Source organism: Desulfovibrio sp. (assembly GCF_018379785.1).
Taxonomy (GTDB): Bacteria; Desulfobacterota; Desulfovibrionia; order Desulfovibrionales; family Desulfovibrionaceae; genus Desulfovibrio.
On sequence record NZ_JAGZUV010000066.1, the window covers coordinates 15,794 to 33,254 of the forward strand.

The 17,461-nt window shown below is 59.6% G+C and carries 14 protein-coding genes; 4 read left to right on the forward strand and 10 right to left on the reverse strand.

The genetic code is table 11. The features are described from left to right. The 3 genes from KH208_RS12595 to KH208_RS12605 all read left to right on the forward strand — a co-directional run. Window positions 1-2,730: PD-(D/E)XK nuclease family protein (locus tag KH208_RS12595; protein WP_291436787.1), on the forward strand; the 2,730-nt coding region annotated here is incomplete at its 5' end. Between the two features lie 9 nt (window positions 2,731-2,739). Next, window positions 2,740-3,303 carry a hypothetical protein gene (locus KH208_RS12600; protein WP_291436789.1) on the forward strand — a complete coding sequence of 188 codons (564 nt, stop codon included), beginning with the start codon at window positions 2,740-2,742 and terminating at the stop codon, window positions 3,301-3,303. Between the two features lie 193 nt (window positions 3,304-3,496). Continuing rightward, window positions 3,497-4,663 (forward strand): nitronate monooxygenase, encoded by a 1,167-nt coding sequence (locus KH208_RS12605; RefSeq protein ID WP_291436791.1) that lies wholly within the window; start codon window positions 3,497-3,499, stop codon window positions 4,661-4,663. Between the two features lie 346 nt (window positions 4,664-5,009). Here KH208_RS12605 and lolA read toward each other — a convergent pair whose 3' ends face one another. The 3 genes from lolA to efp are packed head-to-tail and all read right to left on the reverse strand — an operon-like array spanning window position 5,010 to window position 8,743. After that, a complete protein-coding gene (gene lolA, locus KH208_RS12610; protein ID WP_291436793.1) occupies window positions 5,010-5,690 on the reverse strand; it encodes an outer membrane lipoprotein chaperone LolA in 681 nt (226 codons plus the stop codon). Window positions 5,691-5,716: 26 nt separating this feature from the next. Further along, window positions 5,717-8,185 (reverse strand): DNA translocase FtsK, encoded by a 2,469-nt coding sequence (locus KH208_RS12615; protein ID WP_291436795.1) that lies wholly within the window; start codon window positions 8,183-8,185, stop codon window positions 5,717-5,719. Further along, entirely contained in the window at window positions 8,186-8,743 is a 558-nt protein-coding gene (gene efp, locus KH208_RS12620) for an elongation factor P (protein WP_291436796.1), read from the reverse strand. 195 nt (window positions 8,744-8,938) lie between these two features. Here efp and yihA point away from each other — a divergent pair, with 195 nt between their 5' ends. Beyond that, on the forward strand, window positions 8,939-9,571 hold the full coding sequence (yihA, locus tag KH208_RS12625) for a ribosome biogenesis GTP-binding protein YihA/YsxC (protein ID WP_291436799.1): 633 nt from the start codon (window positions 8,939-8,941) through the stop codon (window positions 9,569-9,571). 264 nt (window positions 9,572-9,835) lie between these two features. Here yihA and KH208_RS12630 read toward each other — a convergent pair whose 3' ends face one another. The 7 genes from KH208_RS12630 to KH208_RS12660 form a co-directional block, all read right to left on the reverse strand. Next, entirely contained in the window at window positions 9,836-11,302 is a 1,467-nt protein-coding gene (locus KH208_RS12630; protein ID WP_291436801.1) for a cation diffusion facilitator family transporter, read from the reverse strand. 58 nt (window positions 11,303-11,360) lie between these two features. Next, a complete protein-coding gene (locus KH208_RS12635; RefSeq protein WP_291436803.1) occupies window positions 11,361-12,092 on the reverse strand; it encodes an outer membrane protein assembly factor BamD in 732 nt (243 codons plus the stop codon). Continuing rightward, window positions 12,085-13,014 (reverse strand): thioredoxin-disulfide reductase, encoded by a 930-nt coding sequence (gene trxB / locus KH208_RS12640; protein ID WP_291436805.1) that lies wholly within the window; start codon window positions 13,012-13,014, stop codon window positions 12,085-12,087. The genes KH208_RS12635 and trxB overlap by 8 nt, the downstream gene beginning before the upstream one ends. Further along, window positions 13,011-13,334: a thioredoxin gene (gene trxA / locus KH208_RS12645; protein WP_291436807.1), complete on the reverse strand. Its 324-nt coding sequence runs from the start codon at window positions 13,332-13,334 to the stop codon at window positions 13,011-13,013. Before trxA ends, trxB begins: the two co-directional genes overlap by 4 nt. Before the next feature lie 161 nt (window positions 13,335-13,495). After that, window positions 13,496-14,578 (reverse strand): tRNA (adenosine(37)-N6)-threonylcarbamoyltransferase complex transferase subunit TsaD, encoded by a 1,083-nt coding sequence (tsaD, locus tag KH208_RS12650; RefSeq protein ID WP_291436809.1) that lies wholly within the window; start codon window positions 14,576-14,578, stop codon window positions 13,496-13,498. A 25-nt stretch (window positions 14,579-14,603) separates the two neighbouring features. Continuing rightward, window positions 14,604-15,611 carry a class 1 fructose-bisphosphatase gene (fbp, locus tag KH208_RS12655; protein WP_291436811.1) on the reverse strand — a complete coding sequence of 336 codons (1,008 nt, stop codon included), beginning with the start codon at window positions 15,609-15,611 and terminating at the stop codon, window positions 14,604-14,606. A gap of 97 nt (window positions 15,612-15,708) precedes the next feature. Continuing rightward, a complete protein-coding gene (locus KH208_RS12660; protein WP_291436813.1) occupies window positions 15,709-17,208 on the reverse strand; it encodes a hypothetical protein in 1,500 nt (499 codons plus the stop codon). Window positions 17,209-17,461 lie beyond the last annotated feature (253 nt).

Here is a 17,461-nt window from a genome sequence, read left to right on the forward strand (position 1 = left end):
GTCTGGCGGGCCGCTACCAGCGACGTCCCCCTGCATACGGCCAATATGCTGGACCGCGTGGCTTTGCTGCACGACTGCGTGCAGCACCTGACCGGAGATGACGCGGCTCTTTCCGCCCGGTTCGCGCGCATGGACATGGCGCTTTTCCTGCCCTGGGGCCTGCGTCTGGCCGCCCTGCTGGAGGAAATGCTCGGTCAGGGCCTGGAAGCCGCGGATCTGGCCTATGTGGAGAATGAAGTGGCCGCGCCTGCGGCGGCTCTGCTGGGAGCCCTGGGGCGGATCGGCCGCGCCTATCTGTCGGCGCTGCACGAACGCCGGTGGACCACGCCGGGCCTGGATCAGTACATGGCCGGCCGCCAGGCTTCGCGTATTCCGCCTCTGCTCCTGCCCGGCGCCGAAAGGCCGGTGCTGGTGGCGGGCTTTTCCGTGCTGAACGGCACGGAGGATGTGCTGTTGCGCTCGCTCTGGCGGGCCGGAGCGCATATCTGCCTGCACACTGATCCTGCCCTGGCCGGGAACGAGCCCGTGCATTGGGCCTGCGCCGAACACGCGGCCTGGCTGCGCCGCTGGCAGGCCAGGGCCAAACTGGCTGTGGAGCCCGACGCGCGGGAAGCGGCGCACAAGCCCCGGCTGTCCTTTTTCGCCGGTTATGACTGCCATTCACAGCTTCAGGCCATGCATGACATGTTGGAGAAGGATACGAAGACGAACGCCAACATGCCCTCCACCGCCGTGCTGCTCACGGACAGCGCCCTGCTCATGCCCGTGCTGCACCATCTGCCGGACAAGGACGTCAACGTGTCCATGGGCTATCCTCTGACCCGCTCGCCCCTCAATCGCCTGCTGGACGCTCTGCTGCGCCTGCAGGACGGGCGGGCCGAGGATGGGCGTTATTACTGGCGTACCCTGCTGCAATGCCTGCGGCATCCCTACCTGAATATGTTACGGATAGAGGATGAGGGCGGCCGGAATCTCTTTTTACGCGACGCCTTGCGCCGCCTGGAAACTCTGGTCCGGACGGGCAGCCGTTTTGTGGATCTGGCGGTTCTGGCCGACGAATGCCGCGCCGCCCTGCCCGCTCCGCTGTCCGCGTTGCTCTCCCAGTGCCTGGCCGTCACTGTGGAGGCACCGGCCGCCGCCCGCAGCACGGCAGATATGGCCGAATGCCTGCGCGGCATCTGTGATTTTCTGCTGGCCTACGGCGGCGACATGTGGCGGCATTTCCCTCTGGACGCGGAAGCCATGTTCCGCCTCATGAGCCACGCCACGCCCATCTTGCGTGAAACCTGCTTGGCGCAAACGCCTTTTCCTCCGGCCGAGCTGCACGGCATCACCCGTCAGGTACTGGAACAGGAGCGCGTGCCCTTTGAGGCCGAACCGCTTACGGGCCTGCAGGTGCTCGGCATGTTGGAAACCCGCCTGCTGCATTTTGAGCGCGTATTGATCATGGACGCCACGGACGACAAGCTGCCCGGCAATCCGGCCCAGGATCCTCTGCTGCCGGATTCCTTGCGCCAGGTTCTCGGTTTGCCCGACGCACGGCGGCGCGAGCGCACGGCGGCGCATACCCTCTATCGCCTGTGCGCCGGAGCGGAGGAAGTTCATTTTTTCTGGCAGGAAGGCATCAGCCGCTCAGCCCTTTTTGACGGGAAAAAAAGCCGCAGCCGCTTTGTGGAACAACTGATCTGGGAGGAGGAACAACGCCGGGGCGCGCTGCTCACGCCCGGCGAGGAGCCGCTGGCCGGGGCAAGGTGCACGGTGCGCGCCACCCGGGTCTTGCCCAAAAGCCTGCCGCGCGGCGCGGGCCTGGACGCGGCCTTGCAAAACCTCTTGCGCGAGCCGCTTTCCGCCACCCGGTTGGATGTCTATCTGCAATGTCCCCTGCGTTTCGCCTGGCAATATCTCTGCCGTCTCGCGCCCCAGCGGGAGATCAATGAAGGAGACGATCCGGCGGCGGTGGGGATATGCATTCATAATACCCTGCGCGCGCTGTACGAGCCCTATCTGCATAAGGAAGTAAGGCGGGGCGATATCTCCATGGAAACCGTGCGGGCCCGCTTTTACGAAGCTCTGGAAGCGGCTGACCTGCGCCGCCTGCTGCCGGCGGACAGTTGTCTGATGCTGGAAACAGCAGCGCCGCTGCGGCTGGAGCGTTTTCTGGCCCGGCAGCCTGAAAGCGCGCTGATCCTGGCTCTGGAAGAAAAACTGAACGTGGATCTGAACCTCAACGGACGAAACTATGCCTTTACCGGCACCCTGGACCGCCTGGACCGGCGCGGCGGGCTGCTGTATGTGCTGGATTATAAGACCGGGACCATCAAACGGCACGACGGCAGTCTTTGGACCGACGAGCTTTTTTTTCGGAGGGTGTCCCGGGCCTGCGCCGAGGCGGGAGCGGACGGGCGAGTGGACGCGGAGGTTCCTCTGGACTCCTTGTTTGAGGAATTGCGCGAGCGTCTGCCCAGTCTGCAACTGCCCTGCTATCTCTCCATGCTCAGGGCCAGAAAGATGGGAAATCCAGGCGACGCCGCCCTGGTGGAGCTCAAGGAGGACGGGACGGAAATGCCGCTGTTCGGCGGGCTTGCGGAGGAAGACCTGGCGGCGGCCCTGGGCTACTGCGATCTCAGCCTGGCCCTGGCCCTGCTCCATCTGGAAAGCGCCCCGCGGTTCGCGGCCAGTCCCGGCAGGCATTGCACCTGGTGCCCCTATGCCGGATTATGCGCGTCCTGAGACACGGGCATGAAAAAAACGCTCATATTCCCGATCTGCTGCCTGCTCCTCATTCCGCTCGTCTATGGCCGGCTTACGGCTGTTCCTGAGGCCAGGGACTATAAAAAAAATGATATTCTCACAAACTATGCTCCGCTGATCGAGCTTTGCGGAACGCTCCGCCAGGCCAGCGGAACAGACGCTTTCATTATTGATTCCACAAGCCCGCCGGGCCCGGACTGGGTCAGGATGCGGGAGCTTGCCAACCAGGATATTGAGCGGCTCTCTCCCGGCGCGGATATTCGCGGCGATGTGCGGCATGCCCGGCAATTGCTGCGTATGCTGGATATAAAGCAGATCGCTTTTTCCGCTCATGGCGATGGAAGCGTCTCCGTCTTTTTCAGCCTGAAAGCTGGTGCCTTTGCAGGATATTGGGATATCTTATATTCTTCAAACGGATATACGGAAGAAAATCTCGTTGATTCAGTTAAAGAGAGCCTGGAGGAACACAGAAAATCAAATAGCCCAATGCGATCGGCGCACTATTGCGAAAGACTTGCTGTTAAAAATTGGTTTTTCTGTTATAACCATTGAGGCCCGACATGCTGCACCGGGCGGACAGGGCGACGCGCAGATGAAAAAATTACGATTTCCCGCCCATGTTATTGCGTCCTGTGACTTTTCCCGCTATGCTTTCTGCCAGATGGTTGGGGATAACCGTCCCATGCCGACCGGGGGGGTCGGCGGCGGTAACCCCGCACTGGTTCAAGACGGAGGTCTTGTCATAATGCCCTTCCCTTCTTTGCAAATCGGCAATCTCACGGCTAAAGTGCCCGTTATTCAGGGCGGCATGGGCGTGGGCATCTCTCTTTCCGGCCTTGCGTCGGCGGTCGCCAATCAGGGCGGCATCGGCGTTATTGCCGGAGCCATGATCGGCATGAAAGAACCGGACGTGGCCAAAAACCCTCTGGAAGCCAATCTGCGCGCTCTGCGCAATGAAATTATCAAGGCCCGCGAACTTTCCAACGGCATCATCGGCGTCAACGTCATGGTGGCCCTGACCACTTTCAGCCAGATGGTGCGCACGGCCATTGAAAACAAGGCGGATATCATCTTCTCCGGCGCGGGCCTGCCGCTGGAAATGCCGCGCCATCTGTTGCAGCTTTGCGAGGAAAAGAAGGAAGAGTTCAAGACCAAACTCGTCCCCATTGTTTCCTCGGCCAGAGCCGCCACCGTCATTGCCAAAAAATGGCTCTCCCGTTTCAATTACCTGCCGGACGCCTTTGTGGTGGAAGGCCCCAAGGCGGGCGGCCATCTGGGTTTCAAACCCGAAGAAATTCAGGATCCCGCGCATGCCCTGGAGGTGCTGGTGCCCCAGGTGGTGGATGCGGTCAAACCCTTTGAGGACCAGTACGGCCGCGCCGTGCCGGTCATTGCCGCGGGCGGCGTCTATAGCGGCGCGGACATCAAGAGATTCCTGGATCTGGGAGCTGCCGGCGTACAGATGGGAACGCGTTTTGTGGCTACCCATGAATGCGATGCGGACGAGCGCTTCAAGCAAAGCTATCTTGCGGCCAAACAGGAAGATGTGACCATCATCCGCAGCCCTGTGGGCATGCCGGGCCGCGCCTTGTGCAACGATTTCATCAGCGCCGCGCGCGAAGGCCTGAAAAAACCTTTCAAGTGCATCTTCCACTGCGTGAGCACCTGCCAGCAGGAAAAGACCCCGTATTGCATCGCCCAGGCCCTGATCAACGCCATGCGCGGCAATCTGGAGCGCGGCTTCGCCTTTTGCGGCGCCAATGTCTTTCGGGTGAACAAGATCATTACCGTGGGCGAACTTATGGATTCCCTGCAGCACGAATTCGACGAGGCCATGAACTCGTTGAGCAAAAGCGTGCAGAATGTACAGTCCATGCTGGGCTACGGCAACAAGACGGAACAGACGCTGTAAAACGGTTTCGTAATGAGCAGAAACCGGCAGGATCGGACATGAGAAATTTCATGCTCGACCTTGCCGGTTTTTTATTTTTGCGTCAGCTGTCTCAGACAATAGCGCAATTTCAAAGTGAAATTGTTCTTGCGGCTGGATAAGCAGACACCCGCCGCGTAGGCGCAAGCGTAATTTATTTGCGCTAGCAAGCGACGATCGGCAATGTAAAACGCCGTGGTGCCCTGGGATTGCAGGGGCACCACGGCGTTTTGTGAGCAGTTTCGGCAGACTGGTGATCTTTTCAGTTCTTCAAGGCCAATGACGCAAGCGGAATCCGCAGCAGGTTCGACCTGAAAAATATTCAGACTTACTTGAACAATTCCCGTTCCGGCACGTCATGGTCGATACGGTCTTCCACCTCAATGCCCTTGGGCGGCGTAAAGCTGAAATCCGAGGCCTTGAGTCGCACGTCGGACTTGAAGGAGGTAAAACGTACCTCATTGGTGTTGCCGTAAAAATCCACGATGCTGGCCCGGCGGATGTAACCATTGTCCGGTTCCACCCAGATCACGGCCTCCACCATCTGCGGTGCGGGCTCCTTGGGGTACAGGCGCAACTTGGCCAGACCTTGTTCGCTGCCTTCGGGTTTGACGTCAAAATCCTTGGTCAGCGCCGCCTGGCCGGTGATCACCTGAATAATGCTGCGCGAATCCCTTACCAGACTGGGCGGATAGCGGTAGGCCACTTCTTCGTCAGGCAGATAATCCCAGATTTCCTTGGCCGTCACTACCAGAGTTTCCTCGTGGGGTTTGGCGGTCTGCCAGCGGATCAACAGGGGTTTCTGAAACAAGAGGCTGCCCTGCCGCCGCTCCACCGAGCCGCTTTCCTTATGGGTGAGAGTCTGCTCAAAATCCGCTGAAAAGGATTTCAGGGTCTCGTAGCGCTGCTGGATGACGGCGGCCAGATTCGCCGCATTGGCGGCGGGAGCCAGCCAGAGCAAGGCGCAGAGCGCCGTGCCCGCCGCAATGAACATGCCGGATATACGCATGGAACCTCCGCTGAAACGTCAGCTCGCTATCTGACCACGGGCCGGGGCTTGCTGCCGTCGGCCGGGCCGATGATGCCGTCCTGCTCCAGTTGTTCCACCAGACGGGCGGCACGGTTGAAACCGATTTTAAAACGCCGCTGCACCAGAGATATGGATGCCCGGCCCTGTTCGCTGACAAAGGCCTGCACTTCTGGGTACAGCGGATCCTGGGCCGCGTCGCCGCCGCCCACACCCTGGCCCGTGGCGGTTTCCACGCCCCACTGGGCAAAGTCCACCTGGTAGGAGGGACTCAGGTGCCGCTTCCAGTGGGCCACCACCGACTGCACTTCCTCGTCGCTCAAAAAAGGCCCGTGCAGACGCTGCAAACGGCCGCCGCTGGGCTTGAAGAGCATATCTCCCCTGCCCAGCAGATGTTCCGCGCCCACCTGATCCAGAATGGTGCGCGAGTCGTGCTTGGAGGTGACCTGGAAGGAAATGCGGCAGGGGAAATTAGCCTTGATCAGACCGGTGACCACGTCCACGCTGGGACGCTGGGTAGCCAGAATCATGTGAATGCCCGCCGCGCGCGCCAATTGGGCCAGACGCACGATACTGGTTTCCACCTCGCGGGCGGCGGTCATCATCAGGTCCGCCAACTCATCGATGACAACGACCAGATAGGGCAAGGGCTCCAGATCAGCGAAATCCGGAGGCAGTTCATTCTTGAAGGCCGCCAGCTTCTGGTTGAAACCCGCCACATTGCGCACGCCCAGGCGGGCCATGGCCTCATAGCGACGGTCCATTTCATGCACGGCCCAGTCCAGAGCATTCTTGGCCTCGGCCATTTCCGTGACCACGGGATGCACCAGATGCGGCTCATCAGCGTACACCGCCATCTCGATGCGCTTGGGGTCCACCAGCAAAAGGCGCATATCCTGAGGCTGGGTACGGTACAGCAGGCTGATCAGAATACCGTTGAGGCACACGCTTTTACCCGCGCCCGTGGCTCCGGCCACCAGCAGATGCGGCATGCGGGTCAGATCGGCCATGAAAGGCTTGCCGGCAATGTCCTTGCCGAGAATCATGGTCAGCGGCCCGCATCCCTTGCGGAAAGGCTCGGAGGCGGCCAGCTCACGGAAATTGACGGTCTCGCGATTGTCGTTGGGGATTTCAATGCCCACGGTGTCCGAACCGGGAATGGGGGCCTGGATGCGCACGGCCATGGCCTTGAGCGCCAGGGCAAGATCGTCGCTGAGATTGGCGATTCGGCTGACGCGAATGCCGGGGGCCGGGCGCACCTCATACATGGTCACCACGGGTCCGGGCGTAATGCGTACCAGCTCGCCCTGAATGTCGAAATCCTTGAGGCAGGCCATCAAGGCCTTACCTTTGCCTTCGCGGTCCTCACGGCTGCCGCCGTGGGCGGCCTTGGGAGGCGGCGCCAACAGATCCAGAGCCGGCAACGGCACCGGGGCTTTTTTACCCAACGCGGCGGAGATCAGATTGCCCCAGACACGTTTCTCGGGCGCGGCCTCACCCTTCCTATTTGCCGCCTTGTCCACCTGAACGGGCTGGTTGGCTTCAGGAGCGGCGGGCGCGCTGTCCTCCGGCGCGGCTTCCGGTTCTTTTTCCGGGTTCGCCGCCGTGGAGACAAGGGGCGTGCCGCCCAAGTCTTCGGCCACGGCAAAGGGATCATCACTGTCGTCATCCACGGACGCAACAGATACAGTGACCGGCTCGGTTTTATCTGCCCCGCTCTTGGCGGGATGTTTTTCCTCATAGACTTCGGGCAGCGAATCTGCCATGGGACGAATATCGCCCAGTTTATCCCGCCATTGGATCAAAAAGCTCCATTGCGGCAGGCGCAACCGGGGCAACCTCCAAGCGCGGCGCGGCATTTCAGATTCAGAGCTTTTTTCAGTACTCTTGAACTTGCCGTCAAAATGTTTGTCGAGCCGACCGCGCAACCAATGCCCGAAACGCGCGGCCAGACTGAACCAGGAGATGTTGCAGGCCAGTTGCAAACCCACCAGCAGGACGAACAGCCACAAGAGGGCCGAACCGCCGGGACTCAGATACCGGCTGGCATTGTCGTGCAGGGCGCTGCCCACCATGCCGCCGCCCCAGAGATCGCCCAACGAAAGATCCCAGGCCGCGCCCATGACCAGCAGACAGATGGTCAGCAGGAAAAAACCGCACCAGCGCCACCAGTGCAGGGCATAGGCAGGAGAAACGTAGGCCGCCCCCAGCGCGCCGAAGACCAGCGGCCAGAGAAAGGCGGCCACGCCGAAGACATCATTGAGAAAGCCCGCCGCATAGGCACCGAACAACCCGGCTTTGTTCTGCACTTCCACGGAGCCGCTGACCACATGATTAAGACTGGGATCATTGGCGTCGAAGCTGGCAAGACTGAGCAGCAGCAACAATGCCCAGAAGAGCAGAAAAAGGCCGAACAGTTCACGGCTGAATTTGTGGGCGTCCGTAGGGCTACCCTCCCGGACAAAGAACGGCTGCAATCATTCCCGGCCCAAATATTCCTTGGTGCGGGTGTCCACCTTAATTCGGTCGCCGGTGTTCACGAAAATCGGCACCTGCACCGTGATGCCGGTTTCCAGTTTGGCGGCCTTGGTGACGTTGCTCACCGTGTCGCCCTTGGCGCCGGGTTCGGTTTCCGTGACTTCCAGCACCAGGCTCAACGGAATGTCGATATCCAGAGGGCTGCCCTTATAAAGCAGCACACGGCATTCCTGGCCGTCCTTGAGAAAACCTTCCTTGCCGCCGGTGGAGGCGACAGGCATCTGCATCTGCTCATAGGTGGTCATGTCCATGAAAATCAGCTCGTCGTCCTGGCGATAAAGAAACTGCATGTCGCGGGTTTCCATGTCGGGTTTGCCCACTTTTTCGCCGGAACGAAAAGTGATGTCCTGCATGCGTCCGGTAAGGATATTGCGCAGCTTGGTGCGGACCATGGCCCCGCCCTTGCCGGGCTTGAAGTGCTGGAAATCCACTATTTCGTAGGGCGTGCCTTCCACTTCGATTTTAAGGCCCTTGCGAAAATCGGTGGTTGAATACATGCGTTCCTCCTGCCGTGCCGCGGCATGTTCTGTATTGGCAAAATTGCGCCGGTCTCAATTGCCAAGCGGCGCGAGAGCGGCTACCGTATGGCGGAAGTGTTCTTCCGCGAACATGTGTAGTTCCGAATTGGATATATTTGTTGAAAACAGCCGTATTGTCAAGATACAAAGTTCAAGTTATACATGAGGTTTTATATGGCCATCAGTCTGACGCTTGAAACCACTGCCTATACCCTGGATCAGCTCCTGGCTCTGCCGGAAGCGCAAATCGCCCTGGCCGGACGTTCCAATGTGGGCAAATCTTCTCTGATCAACGCTCTGGCCGGACGCAAAAAACTTGCCAAGGTCAGCGCCACACCGGGGAAAACACGCTCCGTCAATTTTTACCGGGTGGAGCCTTACAACTTTTATCTGGTGGATTTGCCCGGCTATGGCTACGCCAGGGCCAGCCATGAGGAGCGCCGCAAATGGGCGAAGCTGCTGGAGCACTACCTTGCGGATTGCAAGACCCTTAAGGCGCTGGCCTTGCTGCTGGATTGCCGCCTGCCTCCGCAAAAGCTTGATCTGGAACTGGCATCCTTCGCCCGTGGCTGCCGCCTGCCCCTGCTGCCCGTGCTGACCAAGGCCGATAAATGCAGCCAGCGTGAACGCGCCGCCCGGCAAAAAGAATGGCAGGAGCTGCTGAATGTCAAGCCGGTTCTGACTTCCTCCAGCAGCCGCCTGGGTATGGAAGAACTCTGGCGTGCCCTGGCTGCGGCAGCCGGAACCGAAGCAAATGGAGATGCAGCCGGAGAGCCGGAAGACGGCATTCCAACCATGTCGGACTAGGATCTGCTGACACTATGCCTTTTTGCCCGCCTGCTGCGTCAGATTTCACCTGCTTTTTCGGTCGAGTAGCAGATCGCTGCTGTCTTCATTCGTAAGCAGCTTCGCTGCAACGACTGAGGCAAGAGTACACTCCCTCAAAGCAGGCTTATCTTCACTTGCAGGCGAACAAAAATTCTATAGTGCCAACAGATCCTAGGGCAGATTACCTTACCGTGTTCGGCGTTAGAGCATTTCAAACTTGAAATGCTCTAACACACGCCCGGGTCAGTCCGCCAGCTGCTCCGCCGAGGCAGCATCCGGCTCCATGTGAATGATGATCCTGCCCAGCAGCGGCACGGCGACGCGCAGTTGTTTTTCCAGGCGCACGCAGATATTATGGACCTCCACCACGCTCAGCTCGCCGCTGATGCCGCAATGGAAAGAAATGCAGATGCCCTGCTCCGGCAGCTCATAGGTGGAAAATCTGTGTGGATCGCAGACCAGCGGTTCTTTTTCCACCGCCGCATGTACTTCCCTCCAAGCCAGCTCGGACAGCGGCACGGAAACGGCGGCTCCGGCATGCAGCGCGCTGGCCGCGCCCTCAGGTTCCAGATGGCTGACCACTTCCGCTCCGGGCAGGGCTTGGCGCAGGTCTTCTTCAAAGGGACGCACCCGCGCATAGGCCTCGGCAAAAGGCTGGTCTCCGGGCAGTTCCACATGCAGCTCAATGTGGAACAGACCTCCGGTGCGCAGCACATGTACGTTATGCACCGCCAGGCCATGCTCCGAAGCCGTGCGCTGCACCAGAGAAAATGGATTCTCGTCCTTTCGGGAACGGGAGCTTAAGGGCTCCACATGCACGGTCACATCCGAACCGGGCAGGATGGCGGCCACGGCCTGTTCAGCGTCATGAGCCAGCTTATGGCCGTCGCGGACGCGAATGCCCGGATCCACGCCCACGGTCAGATCCACAAAGGTCTGCGGGCCGCTGTTGCGCAGGCGCACCCGCCGCACAGCCGTGATGCCGGGCACCTGCCGCACAGCCCTGACGACCGCCCCCTGTTCCTTGGTTGAGCCCGAATCCATCAGCGTGTTGATGGATTCCACAGCCATGCGCAGACTGGCGCGGAAGATAAGCAGGGCCACCATCAGGGCCGCCACAGTGTCGGCCTGGGCCAACACCCTGTAGAGCGGCTCCGGCAGATTCAGAGCAGCGGCCAGCCAGACGGCCAGCACGCCGACCAGAACCACAGCCGAGGACAAGATGTCCGTGGAGAAATGCAGGGCATCGGCCTCCAGAGCCTGGCTTTTATACTGGCGGGCCACCTTCCGCAGGATACGCACACGGTTGATGTCAATGCCCATGGAAACAGCCATGACGGCCACGCCCCAGAGCGAAGGCGTTATGGGACTGACCCCTTCCATCAGTCGCTGCACGCCTTCATAGACCACCCAGAAGCAGGTCAGGAACAACAACATGGTTTCCGCCAGGGCGGAAAGATTTTCAACCTTGCCGTGTCCGTAGGGATGCCGACTGTCGGCCGGGCGGGCCGAGATGCGCACCGCCGCCAGGGTCATGGCCGCCGCCAGCAAATCGAGGCCGCTGTGCAGCGCTTCGGAAAGAATGCCCAGACTGTTAGTGTACAGGCCCACGGCCAACTTCAAGCCGGTCAGGGCAAAGGCAGCGAACAGCGAGGCCAGCGCGGCGCGGTGTTTTTCGGCGGCACCGTCTTCGTGCCGGTGGCTCTCCATAACTACTCCCGATAAAAAAAGCCCCCGGAGGGGCTTTTTCGCTTTCTTTGGCGCGCCGTTACAGCCAAGTGAACCATTCCCGCCAAGAACCCTGACGCTTTTCACGCGTTTCTGCGGCCTGCTCCTCGCGGTAGTTATGGTAAGCGGCCAAACTTTTTTCCTTGGCGTGTTCCGCCACTTCCGGCACATCCTTGAAGTTTTCCATAATGAATTCATACCGCCGCCAAGCCGGACCGTATTTCTTCATGTGCCAGAACACGTCTGCAATGTACAATTCGTGTTCGGCCATGAGTTTGCGGCAGGTATGCATGTGCTCTTCCGCGCTCTTGGCGTAGGGCGAATCGGGATACATCTGACAGAGGCGGTTAAAGTAGTCGTAAGCCTCCTGCAATTCCGTGGTAGCCCTGTCAATGGAGCGGAATTGCTTCATGAGCGACATGCCCGTCTGATAAAGCACATAAGGTATAGCCTCATGGCGGGGATGAAGCGACTCGAAATCCTTGTAGGTTTCGGCGGCCAGCTCGTATTCCTCATCCAGAAAATAGGCGTCGCCCAACGAAAGTTCAGCGTCAATGGTATAAGGGCTGAACGGATATGCATCGCGCAATTTGTTGTACAACTCCACGGCGCGCACATAGTTCTTTTCACTCATGGCGTCGTTGGCGGCTTCAAAGATCTCCTGCGCGGTATCTTCAGCCGGCGGCAGATAGATCATATCAATGATGCCGCAACCGGACACGGCAAACAAACTGACGGCAAGCACAAAGCAGCGAAGCAGTTTTTTATGCATGGAGCTGTTCCAAAAAGACAAAAGCCGCTTGCGCAGCCGTTGCGCCGTCACCGGCAGCGGTGATTACCTGACGGCAGAGTTTGGAGCGAATATCCCCGGCGGCGAAAATACCGGGAATACTTGTGCGCATTTCCGTATCCGTTACGATGAAGCCTTGGTCGTCGCGCTGAAGGTCCTGAGGCAAAAAAGAAGTTACCGGAGCAAATCCCACATAGACAAAGAGACCGTCCACCGGCAGTTTTTCCTCAGCGCCGTTCTGTACGTTGCGCAGACCGAGGCTTGTCAGCTGTGCGTCGCCATCCAGGCTTGTGATGACTGTGTTACGATGGATTTCCACCTTGTCGGGCATGCTCTCCAGCCTGTCCTGATAGACTTTAAGGCCTCGGAAACCCTCGCGGCGATGGATCAGATGCAGCTTGTCCACAATTTTGGCAAGGTACAGCGATTCTTCCAGGGCGGCATTGCCGCCGCCCACTACCGCCACCGTCTGTCCACGAAAAAAATTACCGTCGCAGAGGGCACAGTAAGAGACGCCGCGTCCCACCAGACGATCCTCATTCTCCAGTCCCAACTGGCGATGACGAGCACCGGAACAGACAAGAACGGTTTTGGCGGCGTATTCCTCGCCGCCTCCGGCACGCACACTGAACCGGCCTGCCGCGCCGGAAACGGATTCCACGGCGCCGGTAGGCCGGTCAATGTCGAGGCCGTCCAGATGGGCGGCAAAAAGATCAGCCAGCTCATAGCCCTTGATGCCCTGGGGATAGCCGGGGTAATTTTCAAGGGATTCGGTCTGCAAAACCTGGCCGCCCGGAGTCAGTTGCTCAAAGAGCGATACAGAACAACCGGAGCGCGCCAGATAAAGGGCAGCCGTAATGCCGGCCGGTCCGCCGCCGATAACAACGGCGTCATATGCCTTCATGCCAGGACCTTTGAATCAAGCAGTTCCTTCATAGCCGCCTTGGTAACGGCGCCGGTGATCTGTTCCACCGTTTCGCCGTTTTTGAAAACCACCAGGGTGGGGATGGCGCGGATGCCGAATTTTGTCGGCGTGGCGGGATTCTCATCCACATTCATTTTAACCACACGCACCTTGCCTTCATATTCCTTGGCGAGTTCGTCAATGATCGGACCCACCGCGCGGCAGGGACCGCACCAGGGAGCCCAGAAGTCAAGCAAAACCGGCAGATCGGATTTCAGAACAAGGCTCTCGAAAGTGGCATCAGTGACCTGTTCAGCCATATGATTACTCCTTGGGTTGCTTAAGATCGCGCACATCGGCTCGGCAATACCGCTGGCCGCACGACGCGCGTTGCACAGGCGAACCGCCGGGGGCCGCGTCCGCTTCTGTACCCGATGAGAGTAGATATCTAACGTCCCGGTGTCAAGACAATCTGCGCGTTTCAGGCGGGTTTCCCGGCCTGTGCCGCATCCGCGCAACGCACCATATCCTCGGGCACCGCCCTGCCGCGCGGAATGGTTTCCATACGCAGGTCATGGCAAAAACCGGCCTTGCCCAGCAGCCATCCGGCATAGGCCGTCATGGCGGCATTATCCGTACACAAGGTCGGGCTCGGTATAAGGATGTCCCCGCCCCGCCGCCGCATGACTGAACTCATGCGGCGGCGCAACAGCGAATTGGCAGCCACCCCGCCGGCTACAATCAGCGTGCGCAGATCCGGCTGTCGGTCAAGAGCGCGCTCAACCTTGGCGCACAATGTATCCACTACCGCCAGGTTGAAAGATGCGCAACAGTCCCTGAGAGCATCAGGCGCATCTCCAACGTTCCGTAACGGATGCGGCCAGAGCCCGTCCAGATGTTGCTCAATATAGGAGGCAGCCGCTGTTTTCAGGCCGCTGAAACTGAAATCCAGATTGTCGTTGTCAAGATACGGGCGCGGAAAAAGTCCGGCATCCGCTTTGCCGGCGGTGGCCAATGCATCCATCAGACCTCCTCCGGGATAGGCCAGCCCCAGCAGTTTGCCCACCTTGTCAAAGGCTTCGCCCGCCGCGTCATCCAGAGTTCGGCCCAGCGGCAGACAGCGCCAGGGAGCCTCAAGTCGGTAAATATGGGTGTGGCCGCCGGAAACCAGCAAACCTAAACAGGGAAAACTGAGTTCCCGCTCCAGCCCCACCGCCAGCAAATGAACGTGCAGATGGTTGAGACCCAGGAAGGGCACCCCCAAACCCAAAGCCAGGCCCTTGGCAAAAGCCACGCCCACCAGCAGGCTGCCCAGCAGACCCGGGCCGCGCGCCACGCTTACAAGATCAATGTCGGCACTCCGGCATCGGCAACGACGCATCAGTTCGTCGAAAAGCGGTCCTATATAACGGTAGTGCTCTCGCGAGGCCAATTCCGGCACCACTCCGCCGAACAAGGCGTGCACGTCCGCCTGGCTGGCAAGAACCGAGGCCAGAAGTCGACCATTTTCCACCAGAGCCAGAGCCGTCTCATCACAGGAGCTTTCAATGCCGAGACAAAGCATGGATCACAGCCCACGCGTCGCGTCTTCAGGCTTTGGCATGTTGTGCATACGTGCGCTCCACGGCTTCCACATCCTTGCGCGAACCGATGAACAGGGGCGTACGCGCATGCAGACGCTCGGGCTTGCGCTCCAGAATGCGTCCTCGTCCGTCGCTGGCCTTGCCGCCCGCCTGTTCCGCCAGAAAAGAAAGAGGCGATGCCTCGCACATCAGGCGCAGCTTTCCGTCAGGCTTGTGAGTGTCCGGCGGATACATGTAGATACCGCCGTAAATCAGGGTGCGGTGAAAGTCCGCCACCAACGCGCCCACATACCGGGAAGAATAGGGTTTGCCGTCCTGACTCTCGCAGGTGTGGAACCAGTTCACGGCTTCGCGTGTGGCTTCGTCCCAGTATTGCCAGTAGCCTTCATTAACGGAATAGATATGCCCCTGTTCCGGAATGCGCATATCGGGATGGGAAAGCAAAAATTCGCCCACGCCCGGGTCCAGCGTGAAGCCATGCACTCCCTGGCCGGTGCTCAACACCAACATGGTTGACGGTCCGTACAGAATATAACCGGCCCCTACCTGCTGCACACCCGGTTGCAGCACTTCATCAAGCGTTACTTCACCCGTATGTCCCTCAGGGCGACGCAGGATGGAAAAAATGGTACCCACATTGATATTGACGTCGATATTTGAGGAGCCGTCCAACGGGTCAAAAATCAGAATATAATCGCCACGCGGGAACTCCGGGCTGACCCGGATGAGCTCGGCCTCTTCCTCGGAACTCATGGCGCAGAGCGCGCCGCAACGTTCCATGCGGTAAATCATGATCCGGTTGGCAATAGCGTCCATTTTCTGAACATTTTCTCCCTGGACATTCACTTCGCCGGTGCCGCCCAGGATATCGAGCAGTCCGGCCTTGTTGATGCGACGGGAAATGGACTTGCCGGAAAGAATGAGATCATAAAGCAGACCGGTGAACTGCCCGGTAGCCTGCGGCGTACGCTTTTGATGTAGCAGAAGGTGCTCGGTAACCGTGATGTCAGCCATGAGAGCCTCCTTGATAATGGCCCGGAAACGGGATGCCCCGGGACCGGAAAGGCATGCGCCACCCTGGGGGCGGCGCATGCCGGCATTCTGCGATATATCAGTTCCGTGGGCCGAAAGGACTCGGCCGTCCGCCCGGCAGTATTGCGGGCGCTTGCGGTGCGCCTTCCTTTTCCGGGGCCGGAGCCTGTTCCGTCGCGGTTTCATTTGCGGCGGGCGGCTGTTCGGCGGACGGGGCCGCTTCCTGCTTCGTCTCCTGGGTCTGAGTCGGCGGCGTTTGCGCAGGAGCTTCTTGCTTTGTCGCGGGAACGGCCTCTTCACGGGCAGGCGCGGCCGGGCTTTCCGTACGGGGACCGAAGGGGCTCGGGCGCTTGATGACCGGAGCTTCTTCACGCGGGCCGAAGGGACTTGGACGGCCGCCCGGCAACGTGGGCATATCAGAGTCCGGAACCAAGTCCGGAGACGGCATGCTGCGGCGCGGCTGCGGCGGCGCGGCCTTTCTGGGACGCTGCACGCGCTCCACCGGTACGTTCTCGCCTTCCAGCTGACGTTCCTGCACGCGCGACTTCTCGGCACCCTTGCCTTTCAGCAGCATACTGTCACGGCTGCCCGGCTGAATTTCATTGGACGGCTTGCCCGCGGTTCCGCCGGGCGTACCCATGTTGGCGGCCGGCGCTCCCTCTTCCGCCGGAGTGCCGAAACTCGGCGCGCCGGACATCTCAGTCTTATTCTTATGCTCCGGCTGCGGCGGAGGCGGCAGTTTTTCACGTTCTTTGGGGAAGAAAGGCAGGCCCTGCTCCAGATCGCCCTTGCCTTCGGGGAAGGTGCCGGATTCAGCCACGGCGAACACCAGAGGCAGATTGCCCAGATAGCGTACCATGTAATAGAAGGAACCCGTGGCGTTGGTGCAGGTGCCAGACGAGCTCTTGGTCACCACTTCGGACCAGTCAACGCCCGCCAGCGGCGTGGCGGCGAAATCGTACTTGCCGGGCCAGAGCAGAGCCTGAGGAGACAGAATCACCATATTTTCCGGACTGCCGGAATACTGCATCAGGGCCCGCATGTCGAAATAGGCCACTACCACGCCCAGGAAATCCACACCGTCATACAGCGGCGCGGCCAGCATGACCTCCGGCCCCAGCGGCGTATTCTGCACATCGGCGCGCAAGGCGCGGCTGTTCTGTTTTTTATCTTCATAGAGCAGCGGAATAAAATCCAGCTCCTTCATGGAAGTGGCCGGCTCCTGTCCCAAGATGGTACCGTCATACTTGACGCCGGCAAAACCGCTGATCCAAGGGAAGGAGGCAAAGAAATTGCTGATCCATTCCCGCGTCGGGGGTTTGTCCGCGTTGAGCATGACCCGCTCCAAGCGGCCCAGTTCCACGTCGATGCCCATCATGCAGTTGGTCAGGGCCAGAGCGCGGGGAGAAAGATCGCCCTTTTCGTCATAATCCACGCTGGCCGGGGGACTGACATAAGTATTCCAGAAGCCCTTGGTGCTTTTCCAGGCGTTTTTGGTGGGCTGGTAGGAACTGCAGCCAGCCGCCAGAGACACGGCCATCAGCAGCAGAAAACAACGCAAAAAAGAATTCGACACCATATTCCCCCGTGCATTAGAGCATTTTACGCTTGTGACACTTGCGCAACGGCGGACCGCGCCCGCCCATATATAGCTCGGTGAGGATTTAAGGGCAAATCATCACCGAGCAGCTCAATATTGCGAAGTTAAACCACTCAAGAGCGGATTAACTTTGAAATGCTCTAGGGCCTGTTAACACTAATTGTCAAAACGTTCTTCATGGGTTAACTTTGCCCTATGAAGATATCCAAAGAACAATATGAACGCATTGCGG

Coding starts and splice junctions, on each gene's coding strand:
- fbp (WP_291436811.1), bottom strand. CDS start 15,611: ATGGCTGACATCACGGTTACCGAGCACCTTCTGCTACATCAAAAGCGT.
- KH208_RS12630 (WP_291436801.1), bottom strand. CDS start 11,302: ATGGAGAGCCACCGGCACGAAGACGGTGCCGCCGAAAAACACCGCGCC.
- yihA (WP_291436799.1), top strand. CDS start 8,939: ATGGCCATCAGTCTGACGCTTGAAACCACTGCCTATACCCTGGATCAG.
- lolA (WP_291436793.1), bottom strand. CDS start 5,690: ATGCGTATATCCGGCATGTTCATTGCGGCGGGCACGGCGCTCTGCGCC.
- trxB (WP_291436805.1), bottom strand. CDS start 13,014: ATGAAGGCATATGACGCCGTTGTTATCGGCGGCGGACCGGCCGGCATT.
- KH208_RS12600 (WP_291436789.1), top strand. CDS start 2,740: ATGAAAAAAACGCTCATATTCCCGATCTGCTGCCTGCTCCTCATTCCG.
- KH208_RS12605 (WP_291436791.1), top strand. CDS start 3,497: ATGCCCTTCCCTTCTTTGCAAATCGGCAATCTCACGGCTAAAGTGCCC.
- trxA (WP_291436807.1), bottom strand. CDS start 13,334: ATGGCTGAACAGGTCACTGATGCCACTTTCGAGAGCCTTGTTCTGAAA.
- KH208_RS12660 (WP_291436813.1), bottom strand. CDS start 17,208: ATGGTGTCGAATTCTTTTTTGCGTTGTTTTCTGCTGCTGATGGCCGTG.
- tsaD (WP_291436809.1), bottom strand. CDS start 14,578: ATGCTTTGTCTCGGCATTGAAAGCTCCTGTGATGAGACGGCTCTGGCT.
- efp (WP_291436796.1), bottom strand. CDS start 8,743: ATGTATTCAACCACCGATTTTCGCAAGGGCCTTAAAATCGAAGTGGAA.
- KH208_RS12635 (WP_291436803.1), bottom strand. CDS start 12,092: ATGCATAAAAAACTGCTTCGCTGCTTTGTGCTTGCCGTCAGTTTGTTT.